The organism is Fortiea sp. LEGE XX443 (assembly GCF_015206815.1).
In the GTDB taxonomy this organism is placed as follows: domain Bacteria; phylum Cyanobacteriota; class Cyanobacteriia; order Cyanobacteriales; family Nostocaceae; genus Nostoc_B.
Genome location: NZ_JADEXZ010000060.1, coordinates 13394 through 37848 on the forward strand (window position 1 = coordinate 13394; position 24455 = coordinate 37848).

Consider the following 24455-nt stretch of genomic DNA (forward strand, 5'->3'; position numbering starts at 1 on the left):
TTAATATATTCCTACTCCTCTTTCTGATTAAGCGAAGCTGACAGATAGCAAAAATTTGGACTGTAGAGACGGGAAGTATCGCGTCTCTACATTTCTGCTCTACTTAGCTAGAAAAATAATTAATTGTTAACTAGAAGACAAGATATATTCATTTAACTAGCTAAGAATTACAAGTAATTTGTATTAAAAGGTTTCATTTTGGGAGTGAAAATAATGATGCTGCTACAGCAGATTCGTAAAATTGCGATCGCTGGTATCTTAATTATGGTGCTAACCATAACTACCGCTTGTGGTGGTGGTACAGTTACTCAAGCTGACCGCACAACAACCCCATCTGTAATTGGTCGAGATGTAACTTACACCGAATTAGAGAGAGGTAATACTCCTGGGGGTCAAAATTTTGGTAACTGGGTAGTGCAAACATCCAACGGGTTAATTCAAGATGCGTATGTGAGAGATAACAACAAATTAGGTGTTGTAATTTCCCGTGAAGTTCGTCCGAATGAAGTTCGACCTTTAGCAAAATCTTTAGTTCAAGGTTTTCGGAAAAACTTCCCCAATCAAGATTTAACTGTTCTGGTTTACGACCCTGGTAAAAAGTTAATTTTAACGACTCAATACGATGTTCAAACTAATCAAGTGAAGTATAGCTAATTTTGTGTAGCTATATCAGGTTGATGAAATTCAATTTGAAATTAGATAATTGCTCAATTTGACGTGAATAAGGAGCTAAATAAAATGCCAAGCAGTGAAGAATACAGACGGCAAATTATGCAAGACTTAGCTGAGGGTAATGTTGAATCATTAGATGATGCCACAACTGATTCAACTGTTCAATACGATAATTTTGACGATTTTGCTCAACGGACAACCACAGATCAGCGTCGCCAATTATTTGGTCGATCTGTTCATCCAGAACGAATTCCCGCCAGCCAAATGGAGCCAGAATTACAAAAGGCGATCGCTCAGATTAAACCTAATGAACGAGATGATGTCGCTCGCGCTTTTTTCAAACACTTGAAAGGAAGAGGTTTGGATGATCGCCACTTAGAAAAACAGCTAGGTCTTTCTACTCACAACCCCAACCGAATGAGTGCTGATGATGTGAGCAAACTTGCATCTTTTGCTTATCATAACCACCCAGACATTTTCCGCGAAGTACTAGCAGAGCAACCAGGTATTATCAAGTTTCTCAGTAACCCTGTAGTAGCTGCGATCATGGGTATTGCAGCCGCTAAGTGGTTGGGTAGCCGTAGATAAGTTTTATCAAGAGTTAAGACCTGAGGGTGGGATTTACCCACCTTTTTTTATGGTTAAAGATCAATACAGTTCAGATAGAATAATTTTGTAGAGACGTTGCATTGCAAAATCTCCATTTTATAAACTATTTATACTGTCAATCTAAAATTTAAAACAGTTTATATTTTTAACATAATTTTATTTTTTCTAAACTAAACGAACAGACTATTTCTTTAGATATATACCCATCAACTATAATCAAAACTCTCGACAGAGATACAATGAATTTTCTTTTGCTAAATATATAATTATAATCTTAAAAAGAATACCTAGGATTACAACTTATCTAATAAAATATTCATGTAGACTCAAGCTCATGTAATTTAGATAAGTGTTGTAATTTAGATAACTGTAATTGACTATACATTATTTCTTTTAAGACTATTTGGGTAAGTAGTTGGACAAAATTAAACTTATTGGTGGAGATAGAAAACAAAGAACACAACAACAATATGTTTAATAAATTTTATCTATGCACTTGCTAAAAGCTGCGTTTTCAGAATTGTCGTTAAACAAACATCAAATTGGCACAAATACATATAATTAAAGGTAAGTAATATTATGTTTGTTAAAACAGAAATAGAAAAAGCATTAGAAGTCAATAATTATTATTTAAGCCGTAGTGAAGTGCAGCACGAAAAAGTGCAACCTCAAGGCTTAAATCTTCCCAGTTGGACATTGTATTTAAGTCCTATTAGTCTTCTTTTTAGTTGGATGATTTTTTTTCTGTTATTGCGGAAAATTCATAGTTTTATAGAAAATAAGATGGTTTTTAATGTCAAGAACTCACATCAAGTTCCTTGTAAAAACTGTCGCTTTTATTGTAACAATCATTATCTGAAATGTGCAGTGCAGCCTTCTATTGTAATGACTGATGAAGCCAAAAACTGTTCTGAATTTTCTCCAAAAAAAGATAAAGAAAAACAATTTTTTCGGATGAAGGATTAGTTGTGTAGCTGATTTTCCCACTCACAGATGAAAGCTAAGGTAGTTTTGTGAGATTTTGAGTGCGATCGCCAGACTCGCTAACATAATAGTATTACGCCATCGCTTCCAGAAAAATGGCTAATTATGACTAATACAGGTCGGCAGAAATAAGCAGACTATTTGAAATGGCTAAAAAGCTTGCGGTATAAGTAGTATGTCTTTTGACTTTTGCTTTTGCATGGCCTTTTGTAGAGAAGAGTAGTAGTCTGTTACTAGACCTTGCTAGGTATTGACCCTGATACTATTTAGACATACAGAACTTTATACTACAAAAGTGATGTTCATAACAGCATAATTAATCAGTTACTCAAAATAAGGGTACACTGACTCATACTGATAGAGTTTTCTTGCCAAAAGCAGGAAGGGGCTGAATTTTAAAGATTTTATTTGGCAACTCATCTTTTTACTCATAAAATCGAAGACAAGCTAAAGTTCAGTAGAACAAAAGCCTAAGTATCACAGTTCCGTAATAAATCAGGGTTAAAAAGCTATCACGAAAACTCAAATGCTAGAAATGGTAGACAGGATAAACGATATCAGTTGGCAAGCTCACCAGGGTAGCGTTGCGGCGATTATTCAATTATTAAACGAACAGTTAGCCCATTCTGGTGTAAGAACCAGAGCTATTTTTGCTGATGGAGTCTTACAACTCCTTTGTGAAGCATCTAAGATTGAGCAACTAGAGCAATCGACCCTAGTAGAACAAATCCAGAAAATTCTGGATTTGATTGCACCACGTAATATTCATCGGGTCAATATTAATAGTCGAATTGTTCGGGAACAACAGTTACTTTGGTTAAAAGAAATTTGTAGCGATCGCGACAATCAATTACTCTGGTCACAAGAAATTACCTTAGCCCAACCACACGTAGTCAAGCAACTAATTCAAGATTTCACAGGAGCTACAACTCAATTAGCGCAGTCAGCCCGGCTCAAAACTCAATCTTCTCGCACTTCCGTACTAATTAAACGAGATAAATACAAGTATTTACCTAAAACAAGAATCCCAACAGCAGTCAGTCTGGGCTTTTTGTTGTTGTTGGGTTGGGTTGTGTATGCTCAGTTAGGCGATAAGCTGAAAATTTTAGTTCAATTAGAAACCTCTAAACCTGTTACTACAGCCAACGCCAACGAAAGTAAACCAATCCCTAAAAATAATCTTGGCGAGGTAACTGAAGAAACTGATCCGTTTGGTTCTGCTGTGCGAATTGCCAACCAAGCAACTATAAATGGCAAAATAGCCACAACTTCAATTCAATGGTTAGACCTCGCTGCTAAATGGCAACGAGCATCCGATTTAATGGCCGCAGTACCACAAAATCACACTCGCTATCGAGAAGCTCTGATTCGCACTGAACTATATAGAAAATATAGTGAAGCGGCGCAGAAAGAGGCGGAAAAAAGTAAATCTTAATCTTAACGATTATGTTAACTCTATCTGTCTCTTCAATTTCAGGTAACAGCTTAGGAACATTTTGTAACGAAAAAATTAGAGATTATATATGGTTTGGGTTAATTGAATCCAAACCATAATTTATCAAAATTTTAATTAATTTATTTTAAATTTAAGAAAATAAAATTAAACATCATTGCTGTTATAAAAGCTAATAAAATATAGAGATGCGATCGCATCTCTACAACATATAGACAACTAATACCATTTCTTTGTAAAGCTGCGCCAAACTCTCTCTTATTCCTCTCTTTGTGTACTTTGCGTACTTTGCGGTTAGTTTCTTAATTAAACGTGAATTCGATGAACCTCTCCCCAACCCCTCTCCGACGCGGAGAGGGGCAGAAATATTACTAGTTTCCAACGGAAAAATAAGAGTTTTAAAGCTTCTAACGCCACTTGCTACAACGCGGGAAACCCGCGCAACGCAGTGGCTCCTCCTTGCAGGGGAGAGGTACCCTGCGGGTTCACGGTAGAAGCAAGCTATGGAGAGGGGTTTTTGATCTCCGTCGAACTCACGTTAATTAAGCGCAACTTCATACAGAATTGGTATAACTAAATACTCATTTCTAACATCCGTTGCATTGGACGCAAAGCAGCAAGGCGAATATCCTCGGACATAGTAATTTTGGGAGTGCGGTTTTTCATAGCCAAGTACAGTTTTTCTAGCGTATTTAGCCGCATAAAAGGACACTCATTACAGTTGCAGTTGTTGACTGGTGGCGCAGGAATAAAGTGCTTACCTGGAGCGAGTTTTTGCATTTGATGAATGATTCCCGGCTCTGTCGCCACGATAAATTCTTGGGACGGGCTGGTTTGACAATATTTGAGCAAAGCTGCTGTCGAGCCGATATAGCTGGCGTGGCGTAAAACGCTGCTTTCACATTCTGGGTGAGCGATCGCCTCTGCTTGGGGATGTGCTATTTTTAACTGGACAATTTTCTTTTCGGAAAAGGTTTCATGCACAATGCAGCTACCTTGCCACAGTACCAAATCTCGCCCAGTCTGTTCCATCACATAGCGCCCTAAATTCCGGTCTGGGGCAAAAATAATCGGCTGGTCTTTCGGTATCTGCTGCACAATTTTGACAGCATTAGAACTAGTACAGATAATATCGCTCATTGCCTTAATCTCGGCAGAGCAGTTAATATACGAAACTACCAAATGATTGGGATGCGCTACTTTAAAAGCCGCAAATTCCTTTGGTGGACAACTATCTGCTAAAGAACAACCGGCAGCTAAATCAGGTAAAAGTACCAATTTATCAGGATTGAGTATTTTTGCTGTTTCTGCCATGAAGTGTACACCAGCAAAGACAATGACATCTGCATTCGTCTGTGCTGCTGCTTTCGCCAGTTGTAATGAATCACCAATAAAGTCTGCAATATCTTGAATGTCTGGCTCTTGATAGTAATGCGCCAAGATAACCGCGTTGAGTTCTTTTTTAAGCTGGTCAATAGCCGTAAATAAATCTAGTGGTAGTTCACCCGGTTGGGTTTTGTCTGTTGGTGCAAATGCAGTTGTAAACACAGTTAGGGGTTGGTTTGGGTTGCAAATGTTTTGTCCAGTGGATTCAATTATAGTAGTTTTTACCAAAAATAGTGGCAGGTTGAGTTAAAGACTGTACATGATGTGTGACTTATAATTTTGTTACACCAGTCCAGTGTATGAACGATTTAATCCACAGCGGATTATGGCTTCTGTGAGTTGGAGTAGCAAAAGAGAAGGGGAATTTACGTAATTTTTAATCTGCGATTAACTCAATGCTAAACTCGCGTTGAGCAGGAGTAATTTCCCAAATCTGCACGAATAATCCTTTGTGTGAAGCTGGATTACGCAAAAAACTACTAAAAATTAACCTTTGAATGTGTAAATAAGTCTGTTTTAATGTCATTTGAGTTGATATAATTTCCTCTGTCAAAGCAATTAAAACTACGGACTATATGACTATATATATTCATGTTTTTATGGGTTTTTAGCAGAATTTTTGGAAAAAACAAATTTAGAGACTATTAATTTAACTCATTAAATAGCTAGAAATAAACTCGGTACTTTCAGCCAGACTTCACAAAATTTCCCAAGAAATCATGCGTATTCTGATTTATTCCTATAACTATCATCCAGAACCGATTGGAATAGCACCTTTAATGACCGAACTGGCAGAAGGACTAGCAAAACAAGGTCATGAAGTGCGGGTAATTACAGGAATGCCCAACTATCCACAACGGCAAATTTACCAAGACTATCTGGGTAAGTGGTACGTTACAGAAAGAATTAATGGTGTAACTATTCAACGCAGTTACTTGCGGATCAAGTCCAAACCCAATCTGATCGATAGATTACTGCTAGAGTTAAGTTTTATCATAACTAGTCTGCCCCAAGCCATTAGAGGCAAACGACCAGATGTAATTTTGCTAACGATACCACCGTTATTAGTGACATTGCCCGCTGCCTTATTAGGAAAACTATACAATTGCCCAGTGGTTTTGAATGTGCAAGATATTTTGCCAGAAGCAGCAGTGCGCGTCGGGCTAATTACAAATAAATGGATGATCAAATTTTGTGAATTCTTAGAGAAATTTGCTTATCGCAATGCCCAAACCATCAGCGTAATTGCTGATGGTTTTTTAGAAAATTTAGTGAATAAAAGTGTATCTCCGCAAAAAATTGTTTGTATTCCCAACTGGGTAAATGTCAATTTCATTCATCCTTTACCAAAAGAGAATAATCCCTGGAAAATTGCTCATCGGTTAGATGGAAAATTTGTGGTGATGTATTCTGGCAACATTGCCTTGACTCAAGGTTTAGAGACAGTAGTGGCTGCTGCTGCTAATTTGCGTCATATCCCAGAAATTACCTTTGTGATTGCTGGAGAAGCGATCGCTTTAGCTAGATTACAGCAGTATTGTTTATCTTGTGGTGCAGATAATGTTTTACTCTTACCCTTACAGCCGCGAGAACAACTCCCGTCAATGTTAGCTGCTGCTGATGTTGGGTTAATTGTTCAAAAGCGCAATGTTATCTCCTTTAATATGCCTTCTAAAATACCTCTGCTGTTAGCTAGTGGCCGCCCCATCATTGGTTCAGTACCAGCAACAGGTACAGCAGCTAAAGCAATTCGAGAAAGTGGCGGAGGTGTGATTGTCGAGCCAGAGTCCCCAGATACCCTAGCAGATGCAGTCTTAAAGTTGTATCATCATCCACAGCTAAGGAGGAATTTAGGCAAGAAAGGTAGACAGTTTGCAGTCGAGCATTACAGTTGTGAACAAGCGATCGCCTGCTATGAAGAATTATTGATGGATGCGATCGCCAAACGTAGATCAACTATAGATCGTGTTCTAAAATTGAGTTCTCAAGAATCAATTATTGATATTCGGTAAACTAAAAAATTTGGCGATCGCTCTGGGGTAATAGTATGGATGGTAACGCTTGAGTTAGGCTGTGGTTTCCTTAGATTATCCTGGCTTTGGTCAATTTCAGAGGGTTAATTTACAAGCTAAACAGGCAACTAAATCTACATTACCTTGAGGTTTTATGCCGGAATTACCTTTAGAAAATTTATCCACACCAATATATCTCCAGGTTGTGAGTCTGACTCCGGGGCGACTACGGCTCAGAATTTCCCATCAGCACCAAGATCAAGCAGAACTTGAGCTAATTGCTAATTCCCTGAAAGTCTTTTTTCCTCAGGTTGATCAGGTTAAGCTCAATGATCAGACAGGCAGTATTACAATATACTCCACTGCCGAAAGCAGCAGCATTACAGAAATTCTGGAAAAGTTACAGACTAGGGGCATAATCATTATTGACATCCCAGGTGAAAAATCCCAACCTGCAAAGTTAACTCAAACAATATTCAACTTTAATCAGCAAGTCAAACAGATTACAAAAGAGAGCGTAGATTTGCGGGTGATTATACCCTTTATATTAGTTGCGATCGTTTTTAAAAGACTACTTCCACCGTTAGCAAGATGGAAGACAACCACTTTGTATCTCCTTCTTTGGTATGCTTTGGAGAGTCTGGTTAAACTTAGCGACGATGAGAAATCACCAACTGATAAATAGAAGTTTGTCTGATCAAATCTCAGCCAGATTATAGGACTTTGATTTCATAAAAATTTGAGGCTGGATTTTTTAACAATCTGTACCCGAACCTGTGACTATTCTTGGTAGCTTGACGGCGGCTGGCTTTGGTATTGCCATAAAAAAAAATTTGCATCTACACACCAGGGTTAATCTCAATTCGTTCAATTTACCGAAAAAGTCTCGGAAAGTTTTGAGACTTTTTCGGCAATTGTTTTAAAACTCACTGGCTGGGTAATTTTGGGTGTGCAGTTGAATATTTTGCCACTAAACCAGAAATTTCTGGGTTGTATAGTCGCAGATAATTCCAGTAGTTACCAAAAACTTGGCGGACATAATTTTTGGTTTCATCAAAGGGAATGGCTTCCACAAAATCATCAGGATCTTCTTTAGGAAGAGTTTGCAGCCATTTAGACACATTGCCAGGGCCAGCATTATAACTAGCGATCGCCAACAACGAATTACCACCATACTGCTGATGGGTATAATCCAAATACAATGTACCTAGCCTAACGTTGTCGTTGGGATTTGTTAAATCAAGGTTTTTGCTATCTACATTATTTTTCGAGGCTATCCATGTACCTGTACTTGGTAGTACCTGCATCAGTCCTGTAGCATTAGCAACTGATTTAATCGCCGGTTCAAACCTCGATTCTTGGCGAATTAAAGCTGTAACTAAGAGAGGATTGAGTTGAGTTTCGCCAGACCATTTTTTAATTTCTTTGAGATAGGGAAATGGGTAACGGGCTTGCCAATAAGTAATTTGCTTACTTAAGGTTTGATATTGGGCTTGTTCTTCTGGTGTTTCTCTGTCTTCCAATTTAGAAATTAGGTCAATTCCCGACAGGTTTTCTCCCCTAGCTAGGCGCATCAATCCTTCAGTGAATTGTTCTGCAACTGTAGGCTGTTTTTTGTTGAGAAATTCTGTTTCCCATTGCAACCAAGCATCACGATCTTGAGCTAACAAATACAATTCTTTGAAAGTATCTGAACCGGCTGTTGGAACTGGACGTTGGTGCGGAACTACTTCAGGCTGGAGTTGGCGCACATTGTTAAAGTTGCCGACATTTAGCCCTAGGAGGTTAGCCGATCGCCAAGCATAGTAAGAGTGGGGAAATTGGCTAACTACATACTCAAAAGCTGTTTTAGCTTCTTGCTGCTTGCCAAGTTTAATCGCCCATTTACCTACCCAAAACCCGGCTCTGGGAGCCAAAATGCTGTTAGGATTATTTGTCGTAATTGGTTGCGCCCATTCCCAAGCTGTAATCAAGTCATTGGCTTTGGCTTTATCTAGAGCTATTTTCCAACGGTATTCTGCCGCCTCATTCGAGTTACCATACTTGCCTAGAAGCAAATCCCAGGCTTGTTGAGCCGATTTTTGATCGTTAAGACCTTGGAGAATTTTGGCTTTATTTACCAGTGCTGTTGATGCTTGTTCTGGGAATTGAGCAATGACTTGGTTGAGATATGGTAGAGCATCTTTGCGGGTTTTTGCCGTGTCTGCTAGACGTAGTAAAGCAGTTCCGGTTTCTGTTGCATCGGGGAATTGCTGCACTAATTGTTTGTATGAGGCGATCGCTTTTTCTCTGTCTTGGCTTTGTCCGCCTATCTGCAAACCTCGTCCTAGGCGGTAGAGATTTTGGGGTGTTTTTGGTGCTTGACTGTAGGCGATCGCAGCTTTGCGAAATTGAGAATTTTCCCAATAAGCTGTGCCAATTACCTCCCAATCTGCGGGTTTGAGATTTGGCTGTTTCACCAACTGATCCAATATCCCAACTATTCCTGGTTGATTGTAGGCATATTTCGCCAAAATTAGTTGTAACTTCGGCTGATTGGGGTTTTCTTGCAAGCGCTTGCGGATAATTTCCCAGGTTAGGGGATGGGAAGGAAATTGAGCGATTGCTGTATTTTGATTTGCTGGTTGGCCAATTAAATACAGCGCCTTTGCTGTCCCCGCTTCTTTGGGATAAACTTTCAGGACTTTTTGCCGCAGATCGGAAGCCTTGCCTTGTTCACCTAAAATATCCTGTGCTTGGGCTTGTTTTAGTAATATGTAAGGCGCTAACACAGGATAGTCTTGTTCCAAACCTGTTAATAAATCGAGGGCTTGTTGTGCGTCCCTAGTTTCAATTAAATCGCTGGCTAAAAGATAGCGAGCGCGATTACGATCTGCTGAAGCGAATCCTTTAGCGATCGCTTCTAGTTTTGCGGCTCGTTCTACTGGAGATTGAGCTACCAAAGGAAACACAGTAGATTTGATTTTGGCGGCTTCTGATAGCTGTTCTGGCTGATTTTTACCCAGTTTGAGCCATTGACCGAATGTTTTGCCAATCTCAGGTGCTGACACCATTGCCCCAGCTGAAAAGGCAAACACGGCCGCGCCAACAATTAAAGGAATCTGGTTTTTCTGTAGTTGCTTCAGCATTGATACCCGCTGAAAATTTTTAATGAATTTTTGAAACTCTAGCACTGTTAGCTAGAAGTGTTGGCAATTTTTAATTTTTGCGACTTTTTTAATTTTACATAGGAAATTTCCATAATAGATATATTTTATTTATTCAGCCATAACTGATACAGAGTCAGGCTTTTAGAAAATTTAACCTGCTGTTTCTCAGCTAAACCCTACAATTTATGAATGGTTTTTTACAAATTGCGATCGCCTCTGGCGCTCCGCGCAATCGCTGATAATTGCCCTTACTCATTATCTCCTTGGATGGATGATCCCCTATTTTTGTTGTACTCCATACATAATTACACTGTTTACATCTATCACAAGTTTAAAATAGTTATATTTCAGTCCAATAATTAGGAGGAATTTTAGATTGATCAAATAAGCAACAGCAATTCGAGAAAAACATAATATAGTAAATTTTATTTTTTGGAAATTTCTTTAATCATGAAAATTTGGCAAGCCGATTTTTATCGTAGTTTACAGCAAGATAAATTAGGTCAAGTATTGTGGGAGTTGTTGATTTGTGATGCAAATCGCAGCTTTGAATATATAGCAAATTGTCCCCAGTCAGCAGCAAATTCAAGTTGGGTTACTACTCAAATCCAACAAGCAGCAGGTGAAGAATTCCCAGATGTAATTCAAGTGTTTCGTCCGCAGTCGTTGAGTTTAATTGAGACAGCCGGACGCAATTTGGGTATTGCGGTAGAACCTACCCGCCGGACTTTCGCACTAAAACAGTGGTTACAAGACAAGCAATATTCTGTAGTGTTAGAAAAACCTGCACCTATACCCTTACCAGAAAACCTTTGGGGAGAACAATGGCGCTTTGTAAGTTTAGCGGCTGGCAATTTAGCAACAGAATTTAGCGATCGCCCCATCCCCATTTTATCTATGCCAGAATTTCTTCAACCTATAAATCTGGGTTTGTCCTCAACAGTACCCGTTCCTGGTGTAGTAATTTACGGTGGTAGACAATCTATGCGTTTGGCAAGATGGGTAGCAGTAGCACATCCAGTAGCTTTAAATTACATAGCTGGTGCGCCCGATGGTTTAATTTTAGAAGCTGGTTTGGTAGATAGATGGGTATTAGCCACCTTTGAAGATTCTGAAGTAGCCGCCGCCGCTAAACTTTATGAACAGCGTAAACAGCAAAGCCGAGGACTACATTTTTTAATCATCCAACCTGATGATTCCGGGATGACTTACAGCGGCTTTTGGTTATTGCAAACTGAGTAGCACATCTAATTGTAATTGAAGCAAACGGGTCTATACTCAAGGCCCCGCTACCGCTAACATCTCTAGGTAGCTTTCCCTCGCGCCTGCCTTACCATTGCAATTAAGGTTTGATGGGCATCTTCTGCATCAGCTAAAACATGATCAAATTGGATACGCACTGGTGTAGCTTCTCCATTCACTTGTGCTGTTAAATTCATACCCTGGGCATCAATTGACAGCATTTGTGCTGCTGTCGCTTCTGTTACAGCACCAAAAGCCTGTGCATAAAGCAATACGGCATCACCATGATCTTCGTTCATATGGATGCAGATGCGTGAGCTAATTTCAGCAGAAAACTGATCGGACATTATGCCAACAAATTAGGACAACAGCCTAAATTTTAAGCTAATGTAAAGCAGATTTGTAGTGGTGCTGTGTGTATGTGCAAACTTAGGGTGTTTTGTGAAGATTTACTTAAAATAAATTTAAATTTATTAACTAGTATTTATCTTTAACTTTGCGGAATATCCAGCGCGTATACTGTAGCAAAAATATTAAACTGAATTTTCCAGCTAAAAGCCGATGAGCGAAATTAGGCAACGTCGAATAGTTATTGGGGATGTGCATGGCCATTATGAAGGCTTAATGACTCTGTTAGAGGCGATTGCACCAACATCAGATGATCAAGTCTATTTTCTGGGAGACTTAATTGATCGCGGGCCTCAAAGTTACGATGTAGTTAATTTTGTGCGACAAAGTAATTATCCCTGTCTGCTCGGAAATCATGAGCAGATGTTGTTAAATATCTTTACTCACAAAAATACTCCGACACAAGCAATGCAAGCTTGGCTCTATAGTGGGGGACAAGCAACCCTCACCAGCTATCAAACATCCACCATTCCCCAAGACCATTTGGATTGGTTTCAGGCTCTGCCCACCTATCTAGACTTGGGAGATATTTGGTTAACTCATGCGGGATTAGACCCTTCTATGCCTCTAGCAGAACAAACTGCCGAGCAATTTTGCTGGATTAGAGACGAATTTCACAGTATTGAAAAGCCTTACTTTTCTAATAAACTGATTATTGTCGGCCATACCATAACTTTTACATTACCAAACATTACTCCTGGTAAACTAGCCGAAGGACAGGGATGGCTAGATATAGATACGGGAGCCTATCATCCTCGTAGTGGTTGGTTAACCGGATTAGATATTACCAATCAGCTAATTTATCAAGTTAATGTTTTTCAAAATAGCCAGCGTATCTTGCCTTTAGATGATGGGGTGATGACGGTTGAGCCTTCCCAAATTAAAGCTCGCCGCCATCAGCAGCGAGCCTAGTTTTTGATTGTTGACTTTGCACAGTGAAATAAAACTAAAGTAATGGTCGAATATTGGCTCGATAAGCAGCTTTATCTAAGCCGTCACGCCCACTACTAGGTTGGGCATTAATTGCACGTTTGAGATTATTAATGCGATCGCTCGTAGCCGGGTGTGTACTCAAGAACGTTGGGCCAGAACCTTTGCTGAGAAGCTTTTGCATAAAGGAAACCATTCCAGACTGAGCATAACCGGCTCTGGCTAAAGTTCTTAAACCTCTTTTATCAGCATCAAACTCATCTTGACGACTGCGGGGACGGTTGAGGGCTAAATCTACACCAATCGCCACAGCTTGATTACGGTCTAAACCTGTTGCAGTTGCTACACCACTAGCCAGCGCTCTTTGCCGCATTTGTTTAACTAGGTGTTTACCACCAATGTGACCAATTTCATGAGCCATCACACTAGCTAATTCCGCTTCATTTTCTGCGGTTTTTAGTAAACCTGTATTCATATAAACATAACCCCCAGCAGTGGCAAAAGCGTTAACCGAGTTGTCATCCACTACCTGAAAGGTGAAAGGAAGATTGGGGCGATCGCTATTAGCTACTAATCGTTGACCAATTTCCTGTACATAACGATTAACCTCAGCATTGCGGTAAAGTCGAACTTCACCACTGCGTAGTTGACTATTTATCTGTTGGCCAAGTTCTACTTCCTGGCGATCAGATATATTAGAAAGCTGGAGGATTTGCGCTCCTTGAAACAACAGTGGCAAAAGATTTAGAGCCTGTCCAGGTGACGGTGTACTCAAACACAAACTTAGGGCGACTACCACCGAAATTGCTGGATATAACCAACTACGCCGCCACTGACGATAATTTGTCAAAAAACCTTTCCAAGTCATCATAACCATTTCTGATAATAGTTCCGGGACAACAGAAAATAACGGGACAAAATATGTGACGAAATTACAGTTTTTGAAGTTGCATTTTCTCATTAACGGCAACCACATGATCATTCAGAGCAAATTTTAGAAAAACTTGTGTTTACTCATTGCCTACTAAGTCAAATTTTTCAGCCAGACACCTTTTCAAAAGCCTTGGTAGATATAGCTTGTGAAGATTATTTGACTTCTGTAATTTTCAATGTGTAAGGGTAATACTGCCCTTTGTCGTATGAACCTACCCAAATTTGATAATTTCCAGGCAACCATTCACCACTCATGCCAGGATTTTTGCCATTGAAATCGTCGTTGCACCAAGTACCGCCAGGGCCTTTAACAATCATGGTGACATCTTGGGGACTTTGTATTTGTAGTTTCAGATAATCAAATTTGGTCGTGAGTTCTAGGGTATGGTCTGGTGCTTGATCGACGAATCCATCACATGGCCCGGTAATTGTTTCTTTTCTGCCAGCCACCTTGCTTCCAGAGATTGAACCACCACTCATCCCTCGAACAGTCAGAGGGTCTGAAGAAAATGGACGGTTGACAGTCACATCTCCAAATATCGGCGGTGCTTCTTGAGCCTTAGTTATGGTATTGGTTACAAATGTTACACAGAAAGCTAATACCGTCAATGATAATCTAATCCCTTTATTTAAAGATGTTTTCAACATTGTGATTACATAGGTTTATCAGTGGTTTGAAAGACACGAATTTTACCTAGTAAGTTCCCAATAAGAGAGGATTTGACTATTATTTTAAATTCGACATTCCAAATCAGTCATGAGTAAGGAGCTAGGATTTCTCTGTGACTTGCGCTGCTTTTCAAAATAGAAATAAATTCGTAATCCGTAAAGAGTGACATACTCCCGACACTCACCCTTCGGGTAGAGCGCGGGGCTGCTGCTGCTCAAGTTCAATTACGAATTACGAATTACGAATTACGAAGCCGCGATCGCCTGATGCAAGCGCTGCTTATCTAAACCAATATGATTCAACAGTAACCAGGATTGGATCAGGTCGGGGCCATGAACATCTCCGGTTAAAGCGACTCTGAGCGATCGCATGACTAAGCCTTTCTTCACGTTCTGTTGTTTTACTACCTGTTTAATAATTTCCTGGGCAGCAGTGTCGGTCAATTGAGGTTGACTTTCTAAAGCGGAAATTACCCCACTCAGAACAGCACTAGAACCTTCCTGTTGCAGTTGTTTACTGCCCTCGTCGCTAAATTCTACGGTTTCGCGGAAAAATATTTGGCTCATTTCTACAGCGTCTACCAAACGAGTCATGCTAGGGCCAATTAACGTAACTAACTGCTCTAACCAAGGACGTTCTCGCCCTCCCTCTAGTTGATAGCCAGCTTCTTGCCAATAGGGTATGAGTAAATCTGTGAGTTGATCTACTGGCATGTTGTGGATGTATTGACTGTTTAACCAATCTAGTTTTGCCCAGTCAAACTTAGCACCTGCCTTGTTCACCCGCTCAAAGCTAAATACCTTGGCAGCATCTTCTAAGGTAAATATTTCTTGAGTGGAATCTGGTGGCGACCAACCCAATAGTGTCATGTAATTTACTAAAGCTTCCGCCGTAAAGCCCATTTTTTGAAACTCAGAAATAGAAGTCACGCCATCCCGCTTAGACAGCTTGCGCCCGTCCATGTTCAAAATTAGCGGCGAGTGGGCAAACTCTGGGCTTTCTGCCCCTAAAGCTTGATATAGGAGAATTTGTTTAGCTGTGTTAGCTATGTGGTCTTCTCCCCGAATCACATGGGTAATCTGCATATCGATGTCATCAACCACCACAACAAAGTTATACAGTGGTTGACCAATCCCTTCCTCTGAGGCACGGGCAATCACCATATCACCGCCAAGGTCACTGCCTCGCCAAACCATTTTGTCCCGTACTAGGTCATTCCAGACAATTTCTCGGTCATCGTCGATTCGGAATCGGATGACAAAGTTACGCCCTTCTGCCTGGAGTGTGGCTTCTTGTTCTGGGGTGAGATTACGATGACGGTTGTCGTAGCGGGGAGCTTCGCCTCTAGCTTTTTGGGCTTCTCGCAGTGCCTCTAGTTCTTCGGAGGTGGTATAGCAGCGATATGCTAATCCCTGATCTAAGAGCTTTTGTACCGCTGTTTTGTACAGGTCTAAACGTTGGGATTGGAAAAACGGGCCTTCGTCCCAGTTGAGTCCTAGCCAGCGTAATCCTGCTAGGATATTGTCTGTGTATTCGGGGCGCGATCGCTCTAAATCTGTGTCTTCGATACGGAGGATAAACTTGCCACCGTGGTGGTGGGCAAACAGCCAGTTAAATACGGCCGTTCTAGCTGTACCAATATGTAAATTTCCAGTTGGACTTGGCGCAATACGGACTCTAACAGTCACAGTTAATTCTCTCTTTCGCAAAGCATGATAAATATAACAATTGCTGAGTCACCGAGGCTTAGATACCTGTGGTAATTCGTTTTTCGGTAGTTTACAGCAGAAACGACTGTTTTGACTTCCTTCTGAATGCTAAGGGTATTGAGTTCTAATTAAGAACTTTCTTGGTTTCAGAACTCAATAATAGTAACTTTAGTTTTTAACGGGACTGACGGGGCTCGAACCCGCAACTTCCGCCGTGACAGGGCGGTGCTCTAACCAATTGAACTACAGTCCCTTAATTTGCAACTTTATTATTATCGCTACTTTGTTTCGACTTGTCAAGGATTTTCTTACTTTTTTTGATTAGGTTGCAGCGCTTATAACTTGGTAGCCTCCTATCATAACATTTCAACAAGGAATTTTTGTCAAATTGAATTAGCAGCAACAACCTGTGGTTTGGAGTCCAAATGCTGTAGTATCCGAGATTGCATTTGTTTGTACTGCTGCTTTAATAAATTCTTGCTTAACAAAGCTTGATTAAATGTTGGCAGACTTTTACTTTGCTCTATCCAAAGTTTTAATCTTTGTCGCTGGGTATGAGCAATGTGACTGCTGAGAACATTGGTACAGCTATGGGGTGCTTCTAAAGTGAAGCAAATCAAAGGATAGCGCCCATATTCTGCCAAGGAATAAACCAGTTGTTGGTTTTGAGGATTTTGCATATCTAAGTAGCATGGTAGCCACTTAGGGCCAACTTCGCGATCGTAGAGGAGAGTTATCCACAACAACATGGGGTGTGGCGATGTAATAAAAATAAAATGATTGTAACGCTGACACAAAACTCGTTGTTTAATTTCTTGTTTCGCCAACATTAGCCACAGGGCTGCCAAATTGCCTTGAGGTGTATCTAACAACTGGGGAAAGACGATTTCTTGAATGGGTTTATTTTTGGGCCATGTCAGTTTTGCAAAGTTAGCTTTGAGTAGTGGAGACATTTCAGCCTCGACAGCAAATTTCGGGTTATATGTTGAGGCTAAATGGGTGGGCAAACTCTGACAACTAGACTTTTCCAGACTGTCTAAGACTTGCAGAATTTCTGCTATATTTTGGGGGCGATCGCCTGGTGCTTTAGCCAAGCAAGCCATAATTAAATTATTGAGTTGTTCGGGTAGTTTGAGTTGAGGACTAACTTTAGCTATTGTTCGCGGTTGTTCAAAGTGATGTGCTTTATACCAAGCGCCAAATAAATCAGTTTCTGGCTGCCAGGGTTTAGCACCTGTGAGCATCTCAAACATCATTACACCCAAGCTATAAATATCCGAGCGGCTATCGATTTCTCCACCTTCTAATTGCTCAGGAGAACAATATGGTAAAGTGCCATTAAACCCTTTACTAGTACTAATTGTGTTTGCATAATTAATAAATTTAGCAATCCCAAAATCGAGGATTTTAATTAATTTTCCTAAGATGGGATCGGGAATAACTAATATATTTGCCGGCTTGATATCTCGATGAACTAAGGGATAAACTCTGCCATCAATATTAATACCTCGGTGAGCGCATTGTAAGCCTAAACAAATCTGGCGAGTCAAGGTCAAAAATTTGGACAAAGGGATAGGCAGTAAATCTTTTAAACTTTTACCATTTAGATATTCCATCACATAAAATGGCTTCCCTTCTGCACTCACACCATAATCATAGGCTCGCACAATATGTAGACTTTTTTGACTCAAAGTAGCACTTAACATTGCTTCACGAGCAAAGTCTTGTTGCATCTTTTCGTTAATAAAAGTTTGAGTCAAAAATTTTACGGCAACTGGTGTTCCACCGAGTAAAATATCATCGGCTAAAAAAACTTCACCCATGCCACCACTACCAATCAACTGTTTAAGTTGATAGCGATTGGCAAGCAATCCTGTAATGTGTGGAGAGATGAACGCGCTTTGATTCACTTTTACAACCTCTGCTGTTGCCGTAATTAAAATTAATCGTACAAATAATTCCAGACTTTAAGGACGTGATAAAATTTGGATAAATTTATCGAATATTTGAGATAACCAAGCTCTAAAACCAATCTTGGCAATCTGTTGTTTTTCAACTAATTTTTGCAAAATTTCTGATTTTAGTTTTTGGTATTCTAATTTCAAAATATTTTTGACTTGCTCAGATGCGATCGCATCATTTGATTTTTGCTCTATTTGCAACCAATCTGTAAGTTGCTGTCGTTGTTTAGCTGTCAGCGTTAATGTCATGACATGAGAACATTTGGTTGGTTCTTCAATGGCAAAAAATAGCAGATGATAGTAGCCTCTATCTGCTAAAATTCTGACTATTTTTTGACATTTATTATCTTTTAAATCTAAAAAATAAGATAACCATTTAGTAAGAGAAAGTTGAGCATTGTACAGTACAGTAACCCATAATAACATCGGGTATATATTCATTTTATCGATAAATTCTGTACTGTGATACTTATCATAAAAATTAGTAATTTCTTGCTTAGGTAGCATTGCCCAAAAAGTTGGGATAACCCCTTGAGTAGTATGTAATAAATGTGAGAAACCAATGGAGGCAATTGGTTTATTTTTTGGCCAAGTTTTTTGTAAGCACTCTTTTTCTGATATCGAAGTTACTGGTACTAATGTAACTGATGATAAATTTTGTTCATCATCACTTTCAAACCCATTATTTCGTTCAATTTGCCGCTTAATTTTCTCTAGAATTACTAAAATTTGACTGATAGTTTGTGGGCGATCAGTTACTTCCTTAGCCAGACAATTTATCAATAATTTTTGTAATGCTTGTGGGGTTTTGATTTGAGGATTTAATTGCTTTGGTGTAGGTGGAGCTTGAAAACGATGCGCTTGATACCAACTACCAAAAGAATTGCTTTCTGTTTCAAATGGGTGTTTTCCTGTAAGCATTTCAAACATTAATACACCCAAACTGTAAATATCAGAGCGTACATCTAAAAGTTTACGTCCTTCCATATGTTCTGGAGAACAGTAGGGTAAACTCCCGATAAAAGAATCAGTCAGCGTCATCCCGCTGCGTTCTGTTAAGAATTTAGCAATGCCAAAGTCAAGAATTTTGACAATCTCGCCTTGTTTACCATCATCAATAATAAATATATTTTCTGGTTTAATATCTCGATGAACAATTGGATAAATTTCTCCTTTGAGGCTGATACCTTGATGAGCGCACTGTAAACCTAAACAAATTTGTTGACAAATATCTATAAATTTTACAAGAGTTAATGGTTGTATTTTAAGAATTTGCTTCAAGTTTTTACCTTGAAGATATTCCATAACATAAAATGGTGTTTTATCATCCGTCATGCCATAACTTAATACACGGACGATATGTTTGCTTTTACGACCTAACTGAGCACCAATAAAAATTTCTCTGGCAAATCGTTGAGATATTTGCTGGTTTCCTAGACTAAGCATTAAAATTTTCACAGCAACTAAAATTCCGCCTTTAGCTGCATCTTCTGCTAGGTAAACCCTACCCATACCGCCTTTGCCAATTAAATCTTTTATTAAATAGCGATTATTTAAAAACTTTCCAATATAAATATCAACTTCAGTTTTAGGCATTACCATATTTGGAAATGTTACGCTATGAAATAATTAAAAAAATATTCTTCAGTCCTTAATTGTAACCATGAATAATTTCGCTAACTTTAGAGAATCAATTATGGAGTATAAAAATCACTCTAATAGGAAATGAAGGTTTAATAAAATTGTGGCTGATTTTTTTGCAAATTTTCTTAAACATTATGTAACATATTGACTAAATAAAATGGATGAGAAAATCCACTGAAACAAAGGGTAATTAGAAGATAGCGGCTGCCTAATAACAGTAAATCTACGGTAAAAAGCAATAATCCTAGATAGATTCCGCAGATTAGTTAGCAAAGGAGATAATATTTTTGGCAGAAGATATCAAAAAAGTTGAGAATCCAGCGACTTTCTGGAGCCAAATTGGTAAAATTGCTAGGTGAATCGATATAAAACATTGAAAGACTCAATGTAAGGTTAGAGTAGGGGTAGGTTTACCTAGCTGATTATCAATAATCTTTTGAACCTTATCGAATGCTTGAAGTGATGCAGTGACATCTTACCCAAACTATGGTGATGCTGTCATGCTTCTCAAATGCAGCACTTATGTTATTTTCAAAAATACAGCATTTTATGACCTCACCTACGGAATCTGGGTTTAAGGTTTCACATTCCCACGTTGTCTCCTAGACTAGGGTCAGCAACCTTTTTCAAACTGGCTGAGGAAAGTGGAAATTGACTGAGACGAACAACTTAAACTCTACCTTCCAGGATGTGTCCCGTAGAGAATTGCGCGATTTGGTGCGGACTCAACTGCAAATGCTGTTAGAAGCAGCAGACTTGCAAGCAGCAAAAGCAATTCTTGTACCTGTACAGCCTGCGGACATTGCGGAAGCGATTGAAGGTTTGCCAGAAGCGATGCACGCTTTGGCTTTTCGCTTGCTTTCTAAAGATGAGGCGATTGAAGTTTATGAATATCTCGACTATAGCGTTCAAGAACGGCTAATTGAGGAATTAAGAAGTCAGGAAGTCCGCGATATTGTCGATCAAATGTCCTCGGATGACAGAGCTAGGTTATTTGATGAGTTACCTGCAAAAGTTGTCAATCGCTTACTAGAACAATTAAGTCCCACAGAACGTCAAGCCACGGCTCTGCTTTTAGGTTATGAACCTAATACAGCCGGGCGAATTATGACACTAGAGTTTATTTCGCTAAAAGAAAATATCACAGTTTCTCAAGCTCTAGAGCGGATTCGGCGTTTGGCTAATGCCAGTGAGATAATTTACTATCTTTATGTCACTGATACTGAAAGGCGGTTGACGGGGATTGTATCTTTGCGAGATTTGGTGACATCTCAGCCTGAACAAGTCATTGGTGAAATTATGACCCGTGATGTTGTGTTTGTTCGCACAGATACAGACCAAGAAGAAGTGGCTAGAGTTATCCAAAGATACGATTTTTTAGCTGTGCCTGTAGTAGATAAACAACAGCTTTTAGTAGGTATTATTACGGTTGATGATGTAATTGATATTTTGGAAGAAGAAACTACCAAAGATATTTACGCTTTGGGTGGTGGTGTGCAATCGAGTGGCGACAATTATTTCCAGATGAATCTGATGGATGTAGCCCGCAAAAGAGTGGTGTGGTTATTTGTTTTATTAATAACTAATACTGTTACAGGCACAATTATTAAATCACAAGAAGATATTCTAACAAAAGTGGTAACGCTAACAGCATTTATTCCTTTATTGACAGGTACTGGTGGTAATGTCGGCGCTCAGTCTTCTACAGTTGTAATTCGCGGGATGAATACTGAAGAAATCCGATCGCTTGGGCCTTTACAAGTAATTGGCAGAGAAGCGATCGCAGGTTTACTGTTGGGCGGAATGTTAGGTATTATTGCTACTGTCTGGGCTTTCTTTTTGCAAGGACGAATAGAAGTTGCGATCGCTGTTGGTAGTAGTTTGGTGGCCATTTCACTTTTAGCTTCAGTCTCTGGTTCAGCACTGCCATTTTTATTTCGGATGTTGCGTTTAGATCCAGCTTTGATGTCAGCACCATTTATTACTACAGCTGTCGATGTGCTTGGGGTTTTAATTTACTTCAAATTGGCACGGTTAATTTTAAAATTATAAGTCAATAGTCTGTTGACCATTGACTATTTAAAATGAAGGGAATTTTTTACAATTCTGAAGCTGTATCTGGAGCAACAATTTCACCAGTACCTATTTGTAGCATCATGTCTTGATCAGTAATTAATTCACTCAGTTCCTTCACTTGTAAATTCATTTTTTCACAAGCTTGCCTAAGTTCTTGTGCAAAAATGTTAATATTATCACCATAGCCACATTGATAAGCAGCAGTTTCAATTCCTTGTTTGGCATTTGCTCTGGCACAATCTACTAGTTCTGTGCCACACAATGGTTTTGGGGATGGCATAAGTCTGATTTTACTAATTAAATAGTACTCTTCATTTAAAGCTATCAATTATTAAGTATTAATACATCCCCCCGATGGAATAATCATGCTAATTCGTAAGTCTGAATTGTAGGATGCGTTAAAGCAAAGCATAACGCACCGTATGATGGCGGTGCGTTACAGCTACTTTCTACTTTATCAAAAGCCTCTTACATATGAACCTTAAGGAAGTTCTTCAAAATTGCTAATTGTAGTGAAAATTCCAGCATCAGCAGCAAGATTACCGATGTTAATTTGAGTTGGATAACCAAGTTGTGGATTGTATGTCACGGTTAGTTCCGGTTCTCTACTACTAATAGCATTCCTAATCAAATTAAAGAGTCTAGGAATTGTACTGTATGGTCTTAGTAGTTCAGAATTTACAGGCTCACCAGTTTTAGCATTTCTGATAGAAGTTGTGTTCCCATTGCGTACTTCAACGATTGCTGGCCCTCTCAATTCAGGAATACAAAAGCAGCTATTAGTTACCGTGTAGCGGTAGTTTTTTATTTGTTGGCTATTCCATAATCGCTGATTAATTCTTAATTGCTTTAAGTTAAAGTTATTGCTTGGTGATTTTTGTACTATTTGAACAGGAGGTGCAGAGAGTACTGGAGCGTTCAAACTTAAAGATGCTAATAAGATTGCACCAATAGTAATAGGTAAGCGCATATTAATCCTTTGTTAACGTTAATTTTTTACTTCAACGTGGTTATATAAGATTCCCGGTAGTTTAAATTATTCTTAATGTTTGGCACATCCTATACAGATGAGCCTAGAGCAATCATAACAGTAAAAATATTCTTTTATAAAAATTTAAACAATGCTTTTGCTGATAGGCATTTTGTGGTTGATAACTAAGGAACTAACGAATTAGGAGTCAGATTCTTGAATTATTCTGACTCCTGACTTCTGTTTTTTGAATTTTTCTTTTTAAGTTATTCTTAATTAACCGTTAACAATTTCTCCTCCATTGACATGTAACACTTGACCAGATATGTAAGAAGCGTCATCAGAAGCTAAGAACACATAACTAGGTGCTACTTCTTCTGGTTGTCCCGCTCTTTGCATTGGTACTTGTTTACCAAAGGGTTCAACTTTTTCTGCTGGAAAAGTTGAGGGAATTAATGGTGTCCAAATTGGGCCAGGTGCTACAGCATTTACGCGAATTCCCTTCTCTACTAAATTTTGCGATAACGAACGTGTAAAAGCAACGATCGCACCTTTGGTAGAAGAGTAATCTAGTAGTTGGGGACTGCCTTTATAAGCAGTAACTGATGTCGTATTAATGATAGCGCTGCCTTGCTGCAAATGTTTTAATGCTGCTTTTGTCAGGTAAAACATTGAGAAAATGTTGGTTTGAAAAGTCCGCTCTAATTGTTCTTTCGTAATATCCTCAATGCTTTTTTGAGGGTGCTGTTCCGCAGCATTATTTACTAGGACATCAAGTTTGCCAAACTCACCTAGTGTTTGTTGTATGGCGTTTTGACAAAAACCTTCATCCGTAATGTCACCCGCTATAGCTAATACTTTTCGTCCGTGTTTTTCTACCAAATTTTTTGTTTCTTTCGCATCTTCGTGTTCACTCAGGTAAACAATTACAACATCTGCACCTTCTTTGGCAAAAGCGATCGCTACAGCACGGCCAATACCACTATCTCCGCCTGTAATTAATGCGACTTTATTTTGTAATTTACCACTACCTCGATACTGCTCATCTTCGGCCTTGGGTTTTGGCTGCATTTCCGATTCACTACCTGGTGGTTGTTGCTGCTGTGGTGGTTGTAACTTTTCTTTTTTTGTTGATGCTGGCATTAGATTTTCCTGATAATAAATTTAGAACAAAAACTCCTACAAATAAACCTTGGCTCGAAAACTCAAACCAAGGTTTAATGATAGATTATGCTTTCACTTGCTATAGACAAGTTGAGGCTTTTTACCCCGGATATTAGCCAAATATATTCGGCTGATGTTAATTCTCCCCACACCTCAAACACGCTCTTAATCTGACCACGGAAAACAAGTACATGACTTTACCATCGATGAAGTATTTTAGTCTCTTCATCTGCTCTTAAGTTAACTATTAAGTTGTTGATATTTATCGCTCTTGCGATTGAACCAAACTATCAAGTTACTCAATCTTAAGACGTAAATTTAAGTTCCGTTTCTAACGATGACAAGTTTCTAACCTAAGAGGCTGTTTTAAAAGTCTAAGAGGTGGTAAAAAAACTCTCTCAGTATATGCTGTGAATAGATAATAGACAGCACTGAGAGAGCAACATGAGTAAAGCATACCCTAGCAATCTGACCCGCGCCCAA

General features: G+C 39.1%; 21 protein-coding genes, 1 tRNA gene and 1 pseudogene. 10 read left to right on the plus strand and 13 right to left on the minus strand.

From position 1 onward, the window contains the following. Positions 1-213 precede the first annotated feature (213 nt). The 4 genes from IQ259_RS19780 to IQ259_RS19795 all read left to right on the plus strand — a co-directional run bounded on the left by IQ259_RS19780 (position 214) and on the right by IQ259_RS19795 (position 3700). Positions 214-654 (plus strand): hypothetical protein, encoded by a 441-nt coding sequence (locus tag IQ259_RS19780; protein ID WP_193887709.1) that lies wholly within the window; start codon positions 214-216, stop codon positions 652-654. An 84-nt stretch (positions 655-738) separates the two neighbouring features. Further along, a complete protein-coding gene (locus tag IQ259_RS19785; RefSeq protein WP_193887710.1) occupies positions 739-1260 on the plus strand; it encodes a hypothetical protein in 522 nt (173 codons plus the stop codon). Between the two features lie 600 nt (positions 1261-1860). After that, positions 1861-2247 carry a hypothetical protein gene (locus tag IQ259_RS19790; RefSeq protein WP_193887711.1) on the plus strand — a complete coding sequence of 129 codons (387 nt, stop codon included), beginning with the start codon at positions 1861-1863 and terminating at the stop codon, positions 2245-2247. Between the two features lie 553 nt (positions 2248-2800). Continuing rightward, complete coding sequence (locus tag IQ259_RS19795) at positions 2801-3700, plus strand: hypothetical protein (RefSeq protein WP_193887730.1); 900 nt, start codon at positions 2801-2803, stop codon at positions 3698-3700. A gap of 591 nt (positions 3701-4291) precedes the next feature. Here the strand turns inward: IQ259_RS19795 and nadA are convergent. Both nadA and IQ259_RS19805 read right to left on the minus strand, forming a co-directional pair. Further along, positions 4292-5266, minus strand: a complete 975-nt coding sequence (gene nadA / locus IQ259_RS19800; protein WP_193887712.1) for a quinolinate synthase NadA — start codon at positions 5264-5266, stop codon at positions 4292-4294. 214 nt (positions 5267-5480) lie between these two features. Continuing rightward, entirely contained in the window at positions 5481-5630 is a 150-nt protein-coding gene (locus tag IQ259_RS19805; protein WP_193887713.1) for a hypothetical protein, read from the minus strand. 193 nt (positions 5631-5823) lie between these two features. Between IQ259_RS19805 and IQ259_RS19810 the strand changes: the two genes are divergently transcribed. From IQ259_RS19810 to IQ259_RS27800, 3 genes and pseudogenes are all read left to right on the plus strand, one after another. Further along, entirely contained in the window at positions 5824-7116 is a 1293-nt protein-coding gene (locus tag IQ259_RS19810) for a glycosyltransferase family 4 protein (RefSeq protein ID WP_193887714.1), read from the plus strand. A gap of 154 nt (positions 7117-7270) precedes the next feature. After that, positions 7271-7801 carry an HMA2 domain-containing protein gene (locus IQ259_RS19815; RefSeq protein WP_193887715.1) on the plus strand — a complete coding sequence of 177 codons (531 nt, stop codon included), beginning with the start codon at positions 7271-7273 and terminating at the stop codon, positions 7799-7801. A 79-nt stretch (positions 7802-7880) separates the two neighbouring features. Further along, a pseudogene (locus IQ259_RS27800) lies at positions 7881-8039 on the plus strand (PEP-CTERM sorting domain-containing protein); the annotation flags it as partial. A gap of 3 nt (positions 8040-8042) precedes the next feature. Here the strand turns inward: IQ259_RS27800 and IQ259_RS19825 are convergent. After that, positions 8043-10244, minus strand: coding sequence for a transglycosylase SLT domain-containing protein (locus IQ259_RS19825; RefSeq protein WP_193887717.1), 2202 nt, complete (start codon positions 10242-10244; stop codon positions 8043-8045). Positions 10245-10715: 471 nt separating this feature from the next. On the opposite strand from IQ259_RS19825, the gene IQ259_RS19830 reads away from it, so the two are divergent. Continuing rightward, positions 10716-11507, plus strand: a complete 792-nt coding sequence (locus IQ259_RS19830; protein ID WP_193887718.1) for a Tab2/Atab2 family RNA-binding protein — start codon at positions 10716-10718, stop codon at positions 11505-11507. 62 nt (positions 11508-11569) lie between these two features. Here the strand turns inward: IQ259_RS19830 and IQ259_RS19835 are convergent, their stop codons facing one another. Further along, complete coding sequence (locus tag IQ259_RS19835; RefSeq protein ID WP_193887719.1) at positions 11570-11854, minus strand: DUF2470 domain-containing protein; 285 nt, start codon at positions 11852-11854, stop codon at positions 11570-11572. 214 nt (positions 11855-12068) lie between these two features. Between IQ259_RS19835 and IQ259_RS19840 the strand changes: the two genes are divergently transcribed. Next, entirely contained in the window at positions 12069-12827 is a 759-nt protein-coding gene (locus tag IQ259_RS19840; protein WP_193887720.1) for a metallophosphoesterase family protein, read from the plus strand. 34 nt (positions 12828-12861) lie between these two features. Here IQ259_RS19840 and IQ259_RS19845 read toward each other — a convergent pair whose 3' ends face one another. From IQ259_RS19845 to IQ259_RS19870, 6 genes are all read right to left on the minus strand, one after another. Continuing rightward, positions 12862-13716, minus strand: a complete 855-nt coding sequence (locus IQ259_RS19845) for a M48 family metallopeptidase (RefSeq protein ID WP_193887721.1) — start codon at positions 13714-13716, stop codon at positions 12862-12864. A 215-nt stretch (positions 13717-13931) separates the two neighbouring features. Continuing rightward, entirely contained in the window at positions 13932-14426 is a 495-nt protein-coding gene (locus IQ259_RS19850) for a hypothetical protein (protein WP_193887722.1), read from the minus strand. 267 nt (positions 14427-14693) lie between these two features. Further along, positions 14694-16136, minus strand: coding sequence for a glutamate--tRNA ligase (gene gltX / locus IQ259_RS19855; protein ID WP_193887723.1), 1443 nt, complete (start codon positions 16134-16136; stop codon positions 14694-14696). A 200-nt stretch (positions 16137-16336) separates the two neighbouring features. Further along, positions 16337-16410, minus strand: a tRNA-Asp gene (locus IQ259_RS19860). Between the two features lie 130 nt (positions 16411-16540). Further along, on the minus strand, positions 16541-18067 hold the full coding sequence (locus IQ259_RS19865; RefSeq protein ID WP_193887724.1) for a serine/threonine-protein kinase: 1527 nt from the start codon (positions 18065-18067) through the stop codon (positions 16541-16543). Positions 18068-18124: 57 nt separating this feature from the next. Further along, complete coding sequence (locus IQ259_RS19870) at positions 18125-19720, minus strand: serine/threonine-protein kinase (RefSeq protein WP_193887725.1); 1596 nt, start codon at positions 19718-19720, stop codon at positions 18125-18127. Between the two features lie 693 nt (positions 19721-20413). Here IQ259_RS19870 and mgtE point away from each other — a divergent pair. Beyond that, positions 20414-21814 (plus strand): magnesium transporter, encoded by a 1401-nt coding sequence (gene mgtE / locus IQ259_RS19875; protein WP_193887726.1) that lies wholly within the window; start codon positions 20414-20416, stop codon positions 21812-21814. A gap of 46 nt (positions 21815-21860) precedes the next feature. Here mgtE and IQ259_RS19880 read toward each other — a convergent pair whose 3' ends face one another. From IQ259_RS19880 to IQ259_RS19890, 3 genes are all read right to left on the minus strand, one after another. Beyond that, positions 21861-22118, minus strand: coding sequence for a hypothetical protein (locus IQ259_RS19880; RefSeq protein WP_193887727.1), 258 nt, complete (start codon positions 22116-22118; stop codon positions 21861-21863). 201 nt (positions 22119-22319) lie between these two features. Next, the gene (locus tag IQ259_RS19885) at positions 22320-22808 is read right to left on the minus strand and encodes a DUF6174 domain-containing protein (protein ID WP_193887728.1); all 489 of its coding nucleotides are present in this window, start codon (positions 22806-22808) and stop codon (positions 22320-22322) included. A 276-nt stretch (positions 22809-23084) separates the two neighbouring features. Beyond that, positions 23085-23951 (minus strand): SDR family oxidoreductase, encoded by an 867-nt coding sequence (locus tag IQ259_RS19890; RefSeq protein WP_193887729.1) that lies wholly within the window; start codon positions 23949-23951, stop codon positions 23085-23087. Positions 23952-24455 lie beyond the last annotated feature (504 nt).

Excerpts from the sequence above, each read along its gene's own strand:
- IQ259_RS19780 (WP_193887709.1), top strand. The coding sequence starts at position 214 with ATGATGCTGCTACAGCAGATTCGTAAAATTGCGATCGCTGGTATCTTA.
- IQ259_RS19785 (WP_193887710.1), top strand. The coding sequence starts at position 739 with ATGCCAAGCAGTGAAGAATACAGACGGCAAATTATGCAAGACTTAGCT.
- IQ259_RS19790 (WP_193887711.1), top strand. The coding sequence starts at position 1,861 with ATGTTTGTTAAAACAGAAATAGAAAAAGCATTAGAAGTCAATAATTAT.
- IQ259_RS19795 (WP_193887730.1), top strand. The coding sequence starts at position 2,801 with ATGGTAGACAGGATAAACGATATCAGTTGGCAAGCTCACCAGGGTAGC.
- IQ259_RS19805 (WP_193887713.1), bottom strand. The coding sequence starts at position 5,630 with ATGACATTAAAACAGACTTATTTACACATTCAAAGGTTAATTTTTAGT.
- IQ259_RS19810 (WP_193887714.1), top strand. The coding sequence starts at position 5,824 with ATGCGTATTCTGATTTATTCCTATAACTATCATCCAGAACCGATTGGA.
- IQ259_RS19815 (WP_193887715.1), top strand. The coding sequence starts at position 7,271 with ATGCCGGAATTACCTTTAGAAAATTTATCCACACCAATATATCTCCAG.
- IQ259_RS19825 (WP_193887717.1), bottom strand. The coding sequence starts at position 10,244 with ATGCTGAAGCAACTACAGAAAAACCAGATTCCTTTAATTGTTGGCGCG.
- IQ259_RS19830 (WP_193887718.1), top strand. The coding sequence starts at position 10,716 with ATGAAAATTTGGCAAGCCGATTTTTATCGTAGTTTACAGCAAGATAAA.
- IQ259_RS19835 (WP_193887719.1), bottom strand. The coding sequence starts at position 11,854 with ATGTCCGATCAGTTTTCTGCTGAAATTAGCTCACGCATCTGCATCCAT.
- IQ259_RS19840 (WP_193887720.1), top strand. The coding sequence starts at position 12,069 with ATGAGCGAAATTAGGCAACGTCGAATAGTTATTGGGGATGTGCATGGC.
- IQ259_RS19845 (WP_193887721.1), bottom strand. The coding sequence starts at position 13,716 with ATGATGACTTGGAAAGGTTTTTTGACAAATTATCGTCAGTGGCGGCGT.
- IQ259_RS19850 (WP_193887722.1), bottom strand. The coding sequence starts at position 14,426 with ATGTTGAAAACATCTTTAAATAAAGGGATTAGATTATCATTGACGGTA.
- IQ259_RS19870 (WP_193887725.1), bottom strand. The coding sequence starts at position 19,720 with ATGGTAATGCCTAAAACTGAAGTTGATATTTATATTGGAAAGTTTTTA.
- IQ259_RS19880 (WP_193887727.1), bottom strand. The coding sequence starts at position 22,118 with ATGCCATCCCCAAAACCATTGTGTGGCACAGAACTAGTAGATTGTGCC.
- IQ259_RS19885 (WP_193887728.1), bottom strand. The coding sequence starts at position 22,808 with ATGCGCTTACCTATTACTATTGGTGCAATCTTATTAGCATCTTTAAGT.
- IQ259_RS19890 (WP_193887729.1), bottom strand. The coding sequence starts at position 23,951 with ATGCCAGCATCAACAAAAAAAGAAAAGTTACAACCACCACAGCAGCAA.